General features: G+C 69.1%; 4 protein-coding genes. All 4 read right to left on the reverse strand.

Features of this window, described 5'->3' with window-relative positions; all coding sequences use genetic code 11:
* Window positions 1–55: 55 nt before the first annotated feature.
* Window positions 56–12,454: a filamentous haemagglutinin family protein gene (locus tag QMZ25_RS09995; RefSeq protein ID WP_283219552.1), complete on the reverse strand. Its 12,399-nt coding sequence runs from the start codon at window positions 12,452–12,454 to the stop codon at window positions 56–58.
* 205 nt (window positions 12,455–12,659) lie between these two features.
* The gene (locus tag QMZ25_RS10000) at window positions 12,660–13,835 is read right to left on the reverse strand and encodes a substrate-binding domain-containing protein (protein WP_053516316.1); all 1,176 of its coding nucleotides are present in this window, start codon (window positions 13,833–13,835) and stop codon (window positions 12,660–12,662) included.
* 212 nt (window positions 13,836–14,047) lie between these two features.
* Window positions 14,048–15,247, reverse strand: a complete 1,200-nt coding sequence (gene gspF, locus QMZ25_RS10005) for a type II secretion system inner membrane protein GspF (protein ID WP_283219553.1) — start codon at window positions 15,245–15,247, stop codon at window positions 14,048–14,050.
* A 7-nt stretch (window positions 15,248–15,254) separates the two neighbouring features.
* Complete coding sequence (gene gspE, locus QMZ25_RS10010; protein ID WP_283219585.1) at window positions 15,255–16,691, reverse strand: type II secretion system ATPase GspE; 1,437 nt, start codon at window positions 16,689–16,691, stop codon at window positions 15,255–15,257.

The following is a 16,691-nucleotide window of genomic DNA, read 5'->3' on the forward strand; positions in this document are numbered from 1 at the left end:
GTGGCAGCGGGCCCGATTGCGGATCTCCACGCACCGCGTGGATCATCCCCGGCAATTATCGCCGCTGTGTGCCACCCTCTCCACGCGCCTGCGGTTCGCGGGCCTGCGGAAACTGGAAAGCACTGTCTACGTCGTAGCCGCTGGCCGCGGTCGTGCCGCGTGCCGGCGGGTTGATGCTGCTGCTGGCGTTGCCGAAGCCCAGGATCTGCACGCTGATCACCGAAGGCTGGTTGCGCCGGGCATCCTCCTGGCTCTTGCGGATCACATCCTGTGCCGCCTGGCTGGCACTGCTGGCGGCGGCGCTGGCCGAAGCCAGCGCGTTGACGTTCACCGACGCCAGCACCGGCAGGCCCTTGCTGTCTCCCTGCACCTGGATGTTGGCCGCGTTGAGTACCTGCAGCGCGGCCAGATTGATGTTCCCCGAGACACGGATGCCCGCCTCGCCCGCATCGATGGTGCCCAGCGGCGCGATCAGATCCACATCGCCCGGCGCGACTTCCGCGATCGGATTGAGGGTGGCAATGCCCGCACCACTGGCCGGCGCCTGGGGCGACAGGATCACATTGCCCCAGGTGTCATAGACGCGCCGTGGCGGTGTGTACAACAGCGTGGTGCGCGAGCCGCGACCGGCATTGATGTCGCCCTGTTCCGACCACGCCAGGATGTCGCCACCGAAGGTGGTCATCACCCGCGACAGGCCCAGCAGCACGCTGTCCTGGCTGAACAGGCGGATATCGCCCTGCCCCTGGGTGACGAGGCCGGCACTGGCAGGCGGCACCACCCCCTGTACACCCACCACGATCTGGCCTCCCGGTGCCATCAGTTCGATGTTGCCGCCCGCCTCGGTGCGCACACCGGAGCCACCGTACATCACGATATCGCCGGTTCGGTCGATCGTCGCACCGGCCGCATTCCTGTCCGGCATCAGCGTGGCGATGGCCTCGCGCCCGCGCAGATAGGAGCCGAAGCGCGGCCCTTCCGCATCGGTGTACTCGCGTCCGCCTTCGCGCAGCTCGGTGTAGTAGATCTGGCGCAGGAAGATGCGCTGCTGTTCCTGCGGCAACGCATCGAACGCAGCCAGCGCTGCCTCGCCATCGGCGGCCATGCCGAAGCGTTGTTGCAGCCACTGCTTCAGTTCCTGGTCGTAGACCTTGACTGCCCTGCCCGGCTGCGACGCAAGCGATTGCGCGGGATCGGCCAGGTTTGCGGGATCCAGATAGCGGGCACGCAGGGCGGCGAAATCGATCTGCTGGTTGCCGGCCGTCAGCGCGATGCTGGCACCCGGACGGGTGTCACCCTGCACGATGCCACCGAGGCTGACGATGCTGCCCGCCTCCTCCTGGCGCAGCTGACGGCCGGCACTGATCTCGACGTTGCCGGGGCCGGCGATCGTCGCGTCCAGATGCACGATGTCACGTCCCGCCGCCGCCACCGTGATATCGGTGGGCGCGCTGTTCAACGCGGTCATCGACACGCCGAGGATGTCCCGCCCTGCCCGCAGCTGCACCGCGCCTGCTGCCTCGAACCAGTTCAGCTGCGTGCGCTGCCAGGCGGTGCCGTCGAGCGTGCGTTGGGCGCCTGTCGCCAGGCCGATGATGTCGCCCTGCACGGCGTAGAAGCGGCTTGGTGCCAGTGCCGCGGAGACCGTGGACAACGGCGTACCGGGGCCGAACGCGAACAGCGGAAGCGATGCCTCCGGCGAGGCGATGTTGCCATCGACCGACAGGTTGTGCCGCGGGCGCGTCACATTACCGCTGGCATCGCGTTGCTCGGCAACGAATGCGGGGTCGAACGGCCCCGGCAGGCGCGCATCCGCGCCGGAGCGCGTGATCTGGGTCGCGCCGCTGCGGGCGAAGATGCTGCCGCCCGCCAGGACGTCCAGCCGCCCGGTAGCCGAGGGCGCCAGCAGGATCACATCCTGCGTCCCCGTCACGGCACTGATCCGGTCCAGCTTGATGTCACCCTGGGCGGCAACGGCGCTGAAGCGCGATGGATAGAGCCAGTAGTTCAGCAGCTCCTCCCGGCTGCCCGGTGCCAGGGCAACCTGCTCGGGCCACAGATTGCTGCCGGTCACATTCTCCGGCCCGGCGAGGCCCGGCGCCAGGTCGCCACCGGCGCTGAACAGATCCACGGCGGTCGCGTCGGTCCATAGGGAGAACCAGGTGCTGCCCGCAGCGCGGCTGCCGTTGTCCTGCACCACCGTGCTGTAGTTGGCCAGTGGAACCCGGCCGGCATCGGCGACGCCGCCGAGCACGACATCGCCCCGCGCCTGCAGCTGTGCGACCGCATCGCCCAGCACCAGCACCGGCCCGCCCATCGGGCGGGCGGCGTCGGCGGCGAACAGATCGGCCGCACGCAGCTGGCCCAGCGTCCCGTAGCTGTCCAGGGTGACACCCATTGCACCGATGCGGCCCGCATCGAGCAGCAGGCTGCCACGCAGGTTGCTGAAGGTACCGTTGAGGTCGAGATTCTGTCCCGCCCTGGAGGCATTGAGGCTGGAGAACGTCGCCCGCAGATTCGGATTCAGTGCGCCACCTATACGCAGCTGCAGGTCACCGCCGCCGGTCAGGTGCAGCTGGCCATCGCTGACCCGGCCGGTCGATCCCACCGCCGCGATGATCGCACCCGAGCGCGGTGCGATCGTCGAATCCAGCGCGTCACCTATCGCATCGCGCACGCCGGCGTCACGCCCGGCCTCCAGCGTCAAGTTGCCGCCGCCCAATGTGCCGAAGCCGGTGAAGCCGACCATCCGCGGAGAGGCGCCAGCAGCAGCGGACACGTTGGTGTAGGCGCCAAAGTTCACCCACCAGCTGGTCGGCACCGGCTCCACGCCGGTGGTGCTGCCGGTTCCCTGCCGCCACAGCCAATTGCCGACCGCGGCACTGGAGTACAGCGCCCAGTCGCGCTCGCTGGTGCCGGACTCTGCGCGCCCGGTCCAGACGTCACCGACGATATCGCGCCCGGCTTCGACGCGGAGGTTGCCGCCATGATCGGGATACCAGGCCTGGTATCCCGCGATTGCGGCGTCATAGCTGCCCGGCACCAGGTTCTCACCCAGCAGCGTGGTGTTCCAGGGCGCCGCCGCGCGCGGTGAATCAAACGCGGCGTCACGGCCCTCGCCGAGTGAGCTGGGCGTACCGGCGGTATAGACGCCGAACCCGGACTTCATCGCAACGTCGCCCGCCGCGAGCAGTTCCAGGTCGCCCTTGCCGGTGCGCAGGACACTCCAGGCCGGTGTACCGGCGCGCTTGCCGTAGGTGGTGACCTCGGTCTGGGTGCCACCGCCGGCACAGTAGCCCGGTGCCATTCCGCAGAATTCGTCCTCGGTCATGCCCAACACCTCGGCGAAGTCCTTTGCCGGCGTGCCGACGTAGGATTCATCGCCCCAGAAATCCAGCGAACCCTGCGCGGCGACCTGTCGCGGCGCGGGGCCGCAATAGCCATCGGAAAGCGCGCAGAACTCATCCTCGCTGAAGCCGAACATGTCTGCCAGCTCGGAAATCGGACGGCCGGCATAGGAGGTGTCGCCCATCCAGTCCAGTGACGCCTGTTCGGTCAGGACCCGGTCGCCCACCCAGATGATCTCGGTCGTCACGGTGCCGACCGAGCCCTGATGGGTATCGGCACGCACCACGCTGCCGTCGCTTCCCCAGCGTCGCGAACGCGGATCCGCGGCGTCGCTGTCAGCCCCCGCCACCAGTGTCATGTCCCACGATGTCGTACCTTCGGCCAGCATCGGGGCAAGCGCCCAGTTGCGTCCCTGGTTGCCGTTGGCGTCGGCAGGACGCAGGTTCACCGATGCGTCGCCGGGCAGCTCCACCTTGGTCAGCGATGGAATGTACGCGCCTACCTTGAGCTCGACTTCCCGTGCCAGGCGCAGGGTCACCGGCAGCATCGCGCCGGCCGGCCAGTCCTGGGCGGCCATCTGCACATCGCTGCGCAGGCGGAAGCCAGCCCCCAGTCGCGCACCGGCCGCCAGCACCAGCGGCTCCTGCAGCACGGTGCCCGCCGCCAGCGTCTGCCCGGAGTCGGTGGTCACCGCCGCACCCAGCACCGTGCCCGCGGGCAGGCGCAGGTTCTGCGAGATCACCATCGGCGCGGGCAGCACGGTACCGACCGGAAGCGCTACCGATTCGACCGGCACGTCATAGTTCAGGCGGGTACCGGCTCGGAACTCCGTACCGGGCTGCAGCCTCACGCCCTCCACCGGCACCACCAGGTCGCCGCCGAACGGGGTGTGACCGGCGGTGCCGTTGCGGCTCTCATGCAACTGCCATCCTGCCTCGTCCGGATTGGCCGGTGGCGGCGCGAAGCCATCGTTGATGCTGCCGTGCACGTTGATGTTGCCCTCCGCGCGCAGCACCAGCGACGCCGACTCGCCGAAGCCGCGCCGCGCCGGATCATTGCGATCGGCCTCAGGCCCATAGCGGTAGCCGGACAGGTCGATGTCACCGGATACGGTCAGGTCACCTCCGGGATTGGCCTCGCTGCGGCGGGCGAGGACCTGCACGCCGGGGCGCAGGCGATGCGTGCCCAGCGCAGCCGTGCGTTGTCGGAGATCCGCATTGGCCAGCGCGCCGTCCATCCACGCGCGGTTGTCCGGATCGACGATCTGGTCCAGCCACTGCTGGGTGACGCGCTGCGCGCGGTTGCCGTTGACGTCGACAGTGTCCGCCAAGGGCGCGTCCTCATAGCGTCGCACCGCATTGACCTGGATACCGGCCGCACCTTCGACGCGCAGACCGTTGGCGACCGTTATCGCCGCATCGTTGCCGCCGATGCGGGGCGCATCGATCTTCAGGGTGCCGCGGGCCACGCCGTCGTTCTGCCCGAGGCCGCCGCCCACCGCCACCGCCGTGCCCGCGCGCAGGTCGAGATGGGCGCCGGCGCCGATGTCGATCCCGCCGGCGGCGCTGCCCAGTTCGATCGTGGCCCGGTTCGGGCTGTCGATGATCTTGCCCTGGCTGTCCACGCGCAGGCCGGTGCCATGCGTATCCAGCGTTCCCTCCACCTGCAGACCGTCACGTGCGTACAGGCGGATCGCGCCGACCTGCTCGCCACTGGCGTCGATGCGCCCCGCCACGCGCAGGCTGCCTGCGTCGAGGCTGATGTCGACCCTGCGCGCCTTCACCTCATCACCGATCAGAAGATCACCCTCACCGATCCGGAACGTGCGCCCGCCGGTGACACCGCCTGCGTTCAAGCGCTGGTTCAGGCCTGCGAAGTCCTGCAACGTGCCGGCGCGAACCACGAGGTCTGCGCCGTCGTAAGGCACCACGGTGCCACCTGCGTCGTAACGGCCACTGGCAGCCCCCTCGATGCCGCCGGCCAGATCGGCACTCCCGGCCAGGGCGTTCACCGTCAGCCGTCCGCCGCGGTTGTTGCGCGCCGAGAGATCGATGCGTGAGGCGGCGTCAGTGCTGACGTCACCCGCATCGCTGGACAGCAGCACGTCGCCGCCCCAGCTGTACCGGTCCACGTCGTACAGCGTAACCCTGCGCCCTGCCAGGTCCAGCGCCGCCTGGCTGCCGAGCGCGATGCCTTCGCGTGCGCTCGCTGACAGGCGGCCGGAGGCCAGTGCGATCGTGCTGTCCAGCGCGATCCGCTCGGCATCGATGCTCAGTTCACTGCCCAGTGCGTCGCCGCCGGCCCTTCCGCTGCCGCCCTGCAGGCGGAAGTCGCCGCCGGTCCGTACCTGCAGCTGCGCACCCGGATCGGCCGTCAGCAGCGGCGTGTCGATGCCGATACTGCCACCGCTGTACTGCCAGCCCTTGTCCGCGAGATAGTCGCCGCGCTGCTGGTACACGTCCAGCGTACCCTGCGCGGAAAACAGCAGCTGCCCGGACGCGCTGAGGTTGAGCGCGCTGAAGCCGAGCACCTGGCGGTTCGCGGGCACCTCGGAGCTGGGACGGCTGAACGGGGCGCGCGCCAGCTGCAGGTTGCGGGTGACGATGTCCAGCTGCCCCGCGCCAAGCCGGTCCACCATGGGATCGGCCGGCGGCACCGATGCATCGCTGCCCGCCGCCTGCGTCGCCGCCAGCGAACCGTCCCAGACCAGTGTGTCCACCAGGATGCGCGCACGGTCGCTCGCCGCACCATAGCCATGGATGGCCTGCGCGCCCAGTACCAGCGTCTGCAGGCCGCCGCGGCCGGTGGCACTGTCGCGCGCATCCAGGTCGACGCTGCCGAACACGTTGACCGAATCGCGTGCGACCAGGCTCAGCGTATCCAGCGCCGGTGCGCCGGTGGCATCATTGTCGCGCAGCAGCTGCTGCAGCACGGACTGGTTCATGGTCATGCCATTTGGCAACGCCCCTGCGGCCGCTGCCTGCGCGATCGCCTCGGCGCTGCCGAGGTTGAGCGCCGCCATGCTCACGCCAAGCTGGCGCGTGCCATAACGGGCGGAATCGCGCATCTGCAGCACGCCATCGGTGGCCACCCCGATGCTGCCATCGGATACCAGCCGTGCCTCGCCTTCGCAGTCCGTCTGGCAGCCGCCGATGTCGATCGCGACCGGCCCGGCCGCCACGCCGGTCGTACCGGTGATCAGGTTCAGGCGCTGGTTCGAGACGGCCAGCAGGCCGCCATTGACCTGATAGGGTACGGTCGGCGCGGACGCGGTGTCGCGTGCGAAAGGCAGGGTATCGAGTGTCGCCCCGGCTTCGACCAGGATGCCGCTGCCACCGGACGCCGCAGCCACCAGTATCTCCGGTGCCTGCAGGCTCGCACCGGAGCGGATCGCCACATCGCGCACCGCGCCGGACACCGCCACCAGCGATGCCGTCTCATTGAACTGTCCGCCGATCACCAAGCGTTCCGGCCGCAGCGCATTGAGTGCGTCGTCGGTGAAGGTCGCGCCACGATCGTGCGCCTGCGACGGACTGCCGGCAGCAGCGATCTCCAGCGAACCCACGGCCGGGCTGGCGAGCGTGGCCACCAGGGTGCCACCGCGTCCCTTTTCATTGGCCGCGGAGAAGCGCGCCGTGCCGGCGAAGTCGACGGCCGCGGTTCCCTCGCGGCCAGCGCCTTCACCCAGTGCCAGGGTCAGCCCCAGCGCATCGATGGTCTGCCAGCCGCGCGCCTCGCCACGACGGTCGGCGGTGGCCTGCACGAAGCTGTTGTAGCTGGTTTCGTTGTAGCCGGAATGCCGGCGCACCACCGCCGCCGGCGTCAGCAGGATGTCGGTGAGCAGCGGCGACGCCACCCCACCCAGTGCCAATCCCTGCTGGCCGGACACGCGCCAGGTCCCGGTGCCGGTCTGGATCGGCTGCGGTACGCCGGAGGTTCCCGTCGCGCCCAGTTCGACGCGGAATGCACCCGGCTGCAGCGCGAAGCTGGCCGGCAGCAATGTGTAGGTCCCCGCAGGCAGGCCGGGAACGCCGGCCGGTACGGTGATCTGCTGGCCCACCGCCGGCGCAGCAAACCCATCATCACTGCTGGGTGCGAAGCTGCCGGCACGTCCCGGCACAATCGCGTACACCGGGTTGCCGGACGCACTGAACGCATAGCGCGGGTTGGCATCGGCCAGCGCGGTGCGCAGCACGTCGACGGAGCCACCGCGGCCTGAGACAAACGCCGCGCCCGTCAGTTCGCCGCCACCTGACACGTCCAGCAGCGCACCGGCATGCACATCCACATCGTTGGCGGTAAGGGTCACGCCTTTGGATGCAACTCCACCCGGCGTCAGTGATTCCAGGCTGCTGCTGCCCCTTCTCCACGACACGCCGTCCACGGTACCGCCATAGGGCAGCGCCAGACCTGCGCCACTGGTGGAGGTGATGCTGCCCGGCAACAGCTCCACCCGGCTGGCACGTGTGCCGCCCAGGATCAGGCCGCCCAGTTGCAGCGCTCCCATCGGCGCCTGCACGTTTCCGCCCTGCTGCACGGTCGCTGCCACCAGCTGCAACGCGCCCAGCGCTGACTCCGGCGGGGTGGTCGCCGCCGTGCCCGTACCCCGGATGCGCAGAACCGCATCCGGATCCGACCAGTATCCAGGCGTCGCCACGGTCGCCGCAGACGCACCCGCGACGAGGTAGCCCGTCGCACCGGAGGTGGGGTACAGGCGGGCGGCACTCACGTCCATCGACCCGCTCGCCATCAACGCACTGATCGATCCGCCGTTGGACACCGCGTTGAGCAGCCGTACGTCGCTGCGGCTGTCCAGCACGACCTGGTTGAAGCCGGGCAGCCAGGTGACATCGCGGATGTCGATCAGATCGGCCCGCGCCGACAGCACGTGGTCGCCTTCCGCGGCCGACGCCACGGTATCGGTGACCACCAGGTTCTCACCCGGCAGCGACTGCCAGTGCGACTGTGCCAGCAGCAGGTGCGGAGCACTCAGCGAAATCCTGCTGGACTGCGGTGCTGCCACGGCCATGCCGAGGCTTGACTGCCCCTGTCCGTAGATGCGCAGGCTCTGGCCCATGCGCAGGTCGACATCGCCCTCCGCGCGGACGTCACCGAACACGGACAGGCTGTCGAAGCCGCCGGCCTGGATCTGCTCCACCGACAGCGTCGCGTGCCCGTACTCCAGCCGGTCTGGCAGCACCGCGTCGGCCTCGCCGCGCTGGCTGAGCGTGATGCCGCGCGCACGCAGCACTTCCTCGCTCGCGCCCCGCGCATGGACGCTGCCACCAAAGGCCACGCCCAAGGTGCCGCCACGCGCGCCACTGCCGCCGGCGGAGGCGTCCATTGCGCCGTCCAGGTACAGAGCGTTGGCCGAACGCAGCACGATCTGCCCGCCATCGCTGTCCACGCGGGTCCGCCCCTTCCCGTCGACATCCAGCGGCGCCGAGGCGCCCGCTGCCCGCAGCTGCGCACCGCGCTCGAGCACGACGAAGGCTTCAGGCGGACGGTTGTCCACCGACGCAGAGGTCTCCCAGTCGAGCGCGCCGCCGATCTCGATGCGCCCCCCGGCCCGCACCAGTCCCTGCAGGCGGCCACCGGCATCGGCCAGTGACACCGCGTCCGCACTGACATCCAGCAGCGCACCGTCAGCGAACTGCCAGGTCCGCTCGCTCCGCTGCCCGGCATACAGCGTGGTCGGCAGGCGCACATCGTCGATGCTGATGCGTCCTCCCTGCGCACGCAGCGTACCTTCCACATCGATGTTGCCGGCGCCGAGCAGGGAGATCGCCTGCCCCGGGTCGACCTCGATCAGCGCGGCCTTGCCCACCCGCAGGTCGCCGCCGACGCTGTTGCGATCCGAGCGCAGGCTCACGCTGGCACCGCTGCGCTGGCGGACCAGCCCGCTCAGTGGATCGGCACTGTAGAGCGGTGCCAGCCAGCTCTCCAGTGCCTCTTTCCGATCCGTCGCGGTGCGCGCGTCCGCGGTCATCCGAAGGCCCGGCATGCGCGCTGCCAGCTGCGTGCCATCGGCAACCTCCAGCCCTTGATGGCCATTGATGTCGTATTGGGCAAAGCCACTGCCGAACAGGCCGGCATCCACCTGCAGCGCTGCTGCGTCCGCCGGATCCGCATCGCCCACCCGCACCCGGCCACCGGTGCCCAGCGAGAACGTGCCGCTGCCCTGGCCACGGCCGCTGAACCGGCTGCCCTCGCCCAGCTGCACCCGGCCGCTGCCGTCCGTTGCAACCGTGCTGCTGTTCGCCTGCAGACTGATGCTGCCCCCTTTGCCGACATGCCCCTTGCCGCGCAGGTCCAGCGCGGCGCCGGCCTCGACGTCGACCGTCGCCCCCGCGCCCACGCTCACGTCATGGCTGTTGCCCAAGCTCAGGCGGCCGCCATCCGTCCAGGCACCACCCGCATCCAGCGGCTCTCCCAACGCTGCGTTGCTCCATTCACCGGCAAGAACGATGCGGGTACCGTCGGCAATAACGGTGCGTGCGCGGCCATCGTTCAGCAGTGCCGTCGGCCTGCCCTGCACCTCCAGCAGGTTGCCCGCCGACAGCTGGCCGCCGGCAATGCCGATGTCGCCCGCCAGTTCCACCTCGCTGCCGGTCAGATTCAGCTGTCCGCCCGCCTGCAACCGAAGACGGCCGTCAATGCTGATGCGATCGGCGCTCGCCAGATCGATCCGCCCCCACTGCTGGGCACTCAATTCTGCGATGTCCAGCCACACCGTGTCGCGCCGCTCCTCCCCGACCGGTGCCAGCAGTGACCACGCCGCCGTCTTCGGCGCATTGTCATCCACGCGCACGTCCGAACCGAACACCCCGCTGCGGCCCTGGCCGTCATAACGCCCGAGGTAGAGCTGCGCATTGCGTGCTGCCGCCGTCTGCGCCTGTGCATAGCCGTCCAGTGCGGCATCAGGCCGGCGGTTCTGCTGCGCGCCCTGGAAGGTGGCGGTCTCCACACGGCCCTCCAGCACCGCCGTCGGGGCGGAGACGATCAGGCGTCCTGCATCGCGGCCGACCGTATACCCGTTGTCGACACGCTGCGCCGCGAACACGACCGGATCGCGGAACGTCTCGGTGACGCCCCAGCGCTCCTGTTTCACCTCATGGCCGTTGTACACCCCGTCGAACAGCATCTCCGCCGGTGCGTCATCAAGGCGGTACACCTGGCCATCCACGCCGCGCACCCAGCTCTGCCGGATCACGCCGCTCTGCACATCCAGGCTGCCACCCGCAAGGTTGATGCGTGACCCACCATGCGTGATCACTTCACTGCCACCCAGCAGGACGGTGCCTCCCTGCGCGGCCCATTCGCCGATCGAATGCCCCTGGTTGTCGAGGTAGCCGCCCACTTCCAGCAGGCCGCCTGCGGCATACCAGCGCTCACCGTCGTAGCCCCCGGTTCCGGCTGGCACGTGGATGAGCCTGCGGCGGTCGACCCAGACCTCGCTGCTGGTCAGCTTGCCGCTGTCGCGGTTGTCCAGCGCATCGCGCAGTTCGTTGCCCTGCACCTTGATCTGGACATTGTTGCTTTCCATCGAGACCTGCACGCCCACGGCACCCGACACGTCCACGCGTGCTGCATCGTCGACGTAGCTGCGGGCCGCCGCGTCGGCGATGACCTGGCCGCCCGTGGCAACCGTGAGCGAGTCCGGACGGAAATGGATGGTGCCACCGGACACGATCTCCACCCGCGACTGGTCGCGTCGGTCGTTGTGCTGGGAGAGATTGTCGAAGGTTGCCGAGCGCGCGCCCGCGCGGATCGCATCCTGCTCTGCCGATTCCCTGATGAGGCTGTCCCGCTGGGTGTCCAGTGCCGTGGCCTTGCCATCGTCCTCGATCAGCACCGCCGTGGTCGATCCATCGGCGAGCGTGACGGTGCTGCCGGTATCACTGGCCGAGGTCAGAAGATGCACGGTGCCGCGCTGTGCGAGCGTCGTGCTGGCCACGGCAACGCCGGCCTGCTCGACGTTGCGTCCGGCCAGGGTCACGTCACCCTCGCGGGCACGCAGCAGGCCGGTATTGCGCACGCTGCCCGCGGTACTGTCAGCGATGAAGCGCGGCGCGATTTCATTGCCACGCGTGGTGGAGCTGGTATTGGCTGCGGTGCCGACGCCGCGCCGGATCACGAAACTGTCGCCGGCCGCCAGCTGCACCTGGCCCTTTCGTGCCTCGATCTGGCCGGCGTTCTCCACGCTGTGTCCCGCCAGCAGCACGTAACCGCCGCCACGCGTGGCGCTGGTCGGCTCGTGGGTCGCGATACGTGCGCCCCGCTCCACCATCACCTTGCCAACGGCATCGCTCAGGGCCGCCGTATTCGTATCCGCGCTGTACAACCCGGTGTCGCGGAACTGGCCGTCGCTGATGCGCGCCGCCGCCGCGACCAGGTTGCGGACGTTGACCTGGCTGTTGTTGCCGAACACCACGCCGTTGCGGTTGGCCACGAACACGGTGCCGCCCGCGGTGAGCTGGCCGAGAATCTGGCTGGGCCGCGCATTCGGATCGTTCACCCGATTGAGCACGGCCCAGTCCGGGTTCTGCAGGAAGTTCAGCGTGGTGTTGCCGCCGATATTGAAGGTCTCCCAGTTCAGGATCGCCTTGTCCGCGGTCTGCTCGATGCTGACCTGGACCCGTCCGTCGCTGCCCTGCGACTGGATTGCCTCGCGGGCGTTGATCCAGCCCCGGGTCAACGGATTCTCATCGACCTTCAACCCGTCCCTGCCCAATCCGTCGGCAACGATGAACCCGGCCTCCCGCCGCGACTGCCGCGCCTGTTCCTGCAGGCGCTGCTGCAGGGCGATGGCCTGCGCGGCAGTGCCGAGATTGTCGATCGACTGCTGCAGTTTCTGCCGCGCAGCATCCTGCTGCTGCGCCGGCAACTGGAACTGGATGGGCACGCCGTTGGGCATGCGCCCGCTCTGGCTGGCCGCGCCCTGCGCTGCGCCGCGCTCGGCGAACCAGGCCGGGCTGAACGCCTGCTGGGCCTGGCTGGCCGGAGCGACCACGCTTCCCAGTGCGACCGCGATGGCCCACGCCATCGGATGATTGCGGCGCATCGGCGCGGCCGGATGAACAGCGGACGGGAGCGGGTGCGACATCGTAACCTCATCAACCTGGTGGACCGCACTGGCGGCGGTGATCGCAGACACGCGCAACGCATGCCCTGCCACTGATAGACGGTTCGCGTGACATGAAGCCGACAACGTGCAGGGGGCGATGGCGCTGCACGCCGCACGGCGGAAATGGCGACGCCGGCCACAGAGGCCGGCGCCGGGTCAAACAGGGTTCACGCGGTGCTGCGGATTACAGCGGACGGCCGATGCCCGCACAGGTGCTGGGATTGTTCAGGCCGGCTGCGCTGCTGGCCAGCACGAAGCGGTTGCGGATCGCATCGCGCCAAGCCTTGGTCAGCGGGATGAAACCATGGCCGGTGATCGACGCCTCGTAGGCCGCCGGGTAGGTCGCCGGATAGTGACGCGCCAGGAAGCCGCGCAGACTGGTGGCAACCGCCGAATCCTTGTAGCACTGGCCGATCACCAGGTTGGTGTAGCCGGCAATCGGATAGCCGGCCGACGGGTTGCCGAACACCGGCACCCAGTTGGCGGGGTTCTCGGCAGCGGTGCCGGTCGGCGGAGCGACGGTATCCAGGGTGGCCTGCACGCTCACCTGGTCCGGCGAGAAGCCCTTGACCTTGGCAACCTTGGTCGCATCGGTCAGGCTCGGGATCACGTCCGGGCCGACGTAGCCGATGCGGCCATCCGCCGCATAGACAGCGTTGTACAGCGAGGTGCCGCCCGTGGCCGGCGCGGCGACCAGGAACGCCGGCAGGTTGTTGTTGGCATCGCGCTTGTACAGGTCGGCGAAGGTCGACTTCACGGCGAACGTGCCACCGACCAGGTTCGAGGTCGCAGCCGGCTCAGCGGCACAGGCCGCAGCCAGGAAGCGGGTGAACATTTCGCTGGTGCCGCTGCTTTCGGTGCGGTAGACCACGCGGATCGGACCGCTGCGGTTGGCGTCGATGGTCGACCAGTCGCTGATCGCGCCGGAGAACACGCCGCAGATCTGCGCCACGCTCAGGTTGACGGCCGAACCCGGCTTGTTGAACGGGATGGTCACCGAGGTGGCCACCGACGGCACCTGGATCAGGGCGCCGTAGCGGTTCGCATTGGTCGACTGGTTGTAGTTGGTGGTGTAGGTGCTCAGTTCGGTCGCGCTCAGCACCGAGTCGCTGCCAGCGAAATGCACGGTGCCGGTGGTCGAGAACAGCGCCGAATTGTTCTCCAGGAACGCCTTCTTGCCGGTGCCCGAACCGGTCACGGCGTAGCTGAAGTTGGCCGGCAGGATGCTGTCAGCCTGGCCCTTGTAGAGGTCGGCCGGCAGCGATGCACCACCGCCGGTAACGGTCTGCGCCGACGCGGCGCCGGCAGTGGCGAGCAGCGCGGTGGCAACCAGCGCGGCCAGAGTCTTGTACTTGTACATGATCTTCTCCTGAAGGGTTTGCTGCGAAGGGAAACGCCAAGGGAGGAACGGTCACTACACGCCTGCTGTCGCTGAGGGCCTCCCAGCCCGCTCCGCGACGACAGGCTCATGCTCGTCCGTGCCGATGACAGGCCGCTTAAGAAACCTGTGGAAGATCGAGAAAAGGTATGGAGGATTGTGTGGAGAAGCGTGGCCTGTGCGCCGCACGCCCGTCACTGCACTAGCTGGTTCATTTCCATGATCGGCATCAGCACCGCCAGCACGATGGTCAGCACCACCCCGCCCATCACCAGGATCATGGTCGGCTCGAGCAGTGCGGTCAGTGCCATCGCGCGCCGCTCGATCTCGCGCGAGAGGGTCTGCGCGGCGCGATCCAGCAGGGGCGCAAGTGTGCCGGTCTTTTCACCACTGGTGACCAGATGCACCAGGATCGGCGGATAGACCTTCTGCACTTTCAACGCAGCGCCCAGTGCCGCGCCTTCACGCACGCGCGCGGCGACATCCTCGGCGCAGCGCGCCAGCAGCGTGTTTCCCAGTGTCTGCCGCGCCGCCTCCAAGGCGCGCAGCAACGGCACGCCGGCATCGAGCAGGATGGCCAGCGTCGAGGCGAAGCGCGCACTGTTCACGCCAAGCACGAAGCGCCCCATCACCGGTACGCGCAGCAGCATCGCATCCCAGCGCAGGCGCAGATCGGTGCGGCGCAACGCCAGCCGCCATGCTGCAACCAGCAGGCCGATGCCCAGCGCTGTCCATGCACCCCAACTGCGCACGAACGCGCTGGCGGCCAGCATCACCTGGGTCAGCATCGGCAGTGTCTGTCGTGCCTGCACGAACGCTGTCACCACCTGCGGCACCACATAGCTGAGCAGGAAGATCACGATAGCCACCGATACCAGACTGATCGCCGCTGGATAGATGAACGCCGTGAGCACCTTGGCCTGCAGCGCATTGCGCTCCTCGATGTAATCGGCCAGGCGTTCCATCACCCGCGCCAGGTCGCCCGAGTCCTCGCCGGCGCCGACCAGGGCGCGATAGATCGGCGGGAAGTCGCGCGGCCGGGCCGCCAGGGCCATGGTCAAGCGCTGACCCGCACGCACATCGGCGCGCACCGAGGTCAGCGCCTGAGCCACATGCGGTCGCTCTGCCTGCTCGATGACGGCACTCAATGCGCCCTCCAGCGGCAGGCTGGCGGCGAGCAGGCTGGCCAGCTGGCGGGTGGCCCAGGCCAGTTCGCTCGCTGAAAGCCGGCGTGTCCCCCAGCCCCCGCCTGCGCCGCGCGCGGGGCTGACCTGCACGGGCGTCAGCCCACGCCCGCGCAGCAGCTGGCGCGCGCCACGCGGGCTGTCGGCATCCACCTGGCCCTTTTCGATGCGTCCCTGCGCGTTGGCGGCCTGGTAGTCGAACAGCGCCATCGTCGCGTCAACCGTCGCCGCTGACGCGCAGGATTTCCTCCAGCGTGGTCAGGCCGCTGTCGACCCAACGCTGGCCGTCCTCGCGCAGGCTGCGCATGCCGGCGGCCCGTGCCGCCTGGCGCAGCGCGGGCTCGCCCTGCCCTTCATGGATCAGCGCGCGCACCCGATCATCGACCACGAACAGCTCATGGATGCCGGTTCGCCCGCGGTAGCCGCTGTGTGCGCAGGCTGCGCAGCCCACTGCCCGCCACACCGTGCGACCGTCGGCGTCGACCTCCGCGCGCCGGCACTGCATGCACAGGCGCCTTACCAGCCGCTGTGCCAGCACACCGCGCAGCGAAGACGCCAGCAGGAACGGCTCCACCCCCATGTCTGCCAGCCGGGTCACTGCCGAGATCGCATCGTTGGTATGCAGCGAGGCCAGCACGCCATGACCCGTCAGTGACGACTGCACGGCGATCTGCGCGGTTTCCAGGTCGCGGATCTCACCGATCATGATGGTGTCCGGGTCCTGGCGCAGGATCGCGCGCAGGGCGGTGCCGAAGGTCATCCCGATACGCGCATTGACCTGGATCTGGCCGATGCCCGCGAAGTCGTACTCCACGGGATCCTCCACGGTGAGGATGTTGCTGGTGCTGCTGTCGAGCTGGCCGAGCGCGGCGTACAGCGAGGTGGTCTTGCCACTGCCGGTCGGGCCGGTGACCAGCACGATGCCGTGTGGCTGGCGGATCAGGCCGGTGAACGTGGCCAGGGTGTCGTCGGCCATGCCAAGGCGCTGCAGCTGCAGCCGGCCGGCATCCTTCTCCAGCAGGCGCAGCACCGCGCGCTCGCCGTGCCCGGTCGGCACGGTGGACACGCGGATGTCCAGCGGCCGGCCGCCTACGCGGAGGGCGATGCGCCCGTCCTGTGGCAGGCGCTTCTCGGCAATATCCAGGTGCGCCATGATCTTGATGCGCGACACCAGGGCGGCATGCAGGGCGCGCCGCGGCTGCACCATGTCGCGCAGCGTGCCATCGACACGGTAGCGGACCACCGAATGGGTCTCGAACGGCTCGATGTGCAGGTCGCTGGCGCCATCGCGCGCGGCCTGTGCCAGCAGCGCATTGATCATGCGGATCACCGGCGCGTCATCCTGTGCGTCCAGCAGATCGGTGATCTCCGGCATGTCCTGCATCAGCCGGTCAAGGTCGACTTCGCTCTCCGCCGCGCCGACGACCGCCGCGGCGTCGCCGCCGTCACGATACTGTTCGCCCAGCCGCTGCTGCCAGGCCGCACTGTCCAGTTGCTGGAACGGCAGGGGTCCATTCAGGCGGCGAAGCTCGGCGACAGCCCAGGCCGGGGTCTCGGCGGTGCCCAGCAGGACCGGCCCATCACCCGTGTCGGCCAGCATCACCCCGTGGCTGCGCACCCAGGCATACGGCAGTGATCGCAGATCGTTGGCCAC

The sequence above is a fragment of the Stenotrophomonas sp. RS-48 genome (assembly GCF_030053245.1).
In the GTDB taxonomy this organism is placed as follows: Bacteria; Pseudomonadota; Gammaproteobacteria; order Xanthomonadales; family Xanthomonadaceae; genus Stenotrophomonas; species Stenotrophomonas maltophilia_P.

Coding starts and splice junctions, on each gene's coding strand:
- QMZ25_RS09995 (WP_283219552.1), bottom strand. CDS start 12,454: ATGTCGCACCCGCTCCCGTCCGCTGTTCATCCGGCCGCGCCGATGCGC.
- QMZ25_RS10000 (WP_053516316.1), bottom strand. CDS start 13,835: ATGTACAAGTACAAGACTCTGGCCGCGCTGGTTGCCACCGCGCTGCTC.
- gspF (WP_283219553.1), bottom strand. CDS start 15,247: ATGGCGCTGTTCGACTACCAGGCCGCCAACGCGCAGGGACGCATCGAA.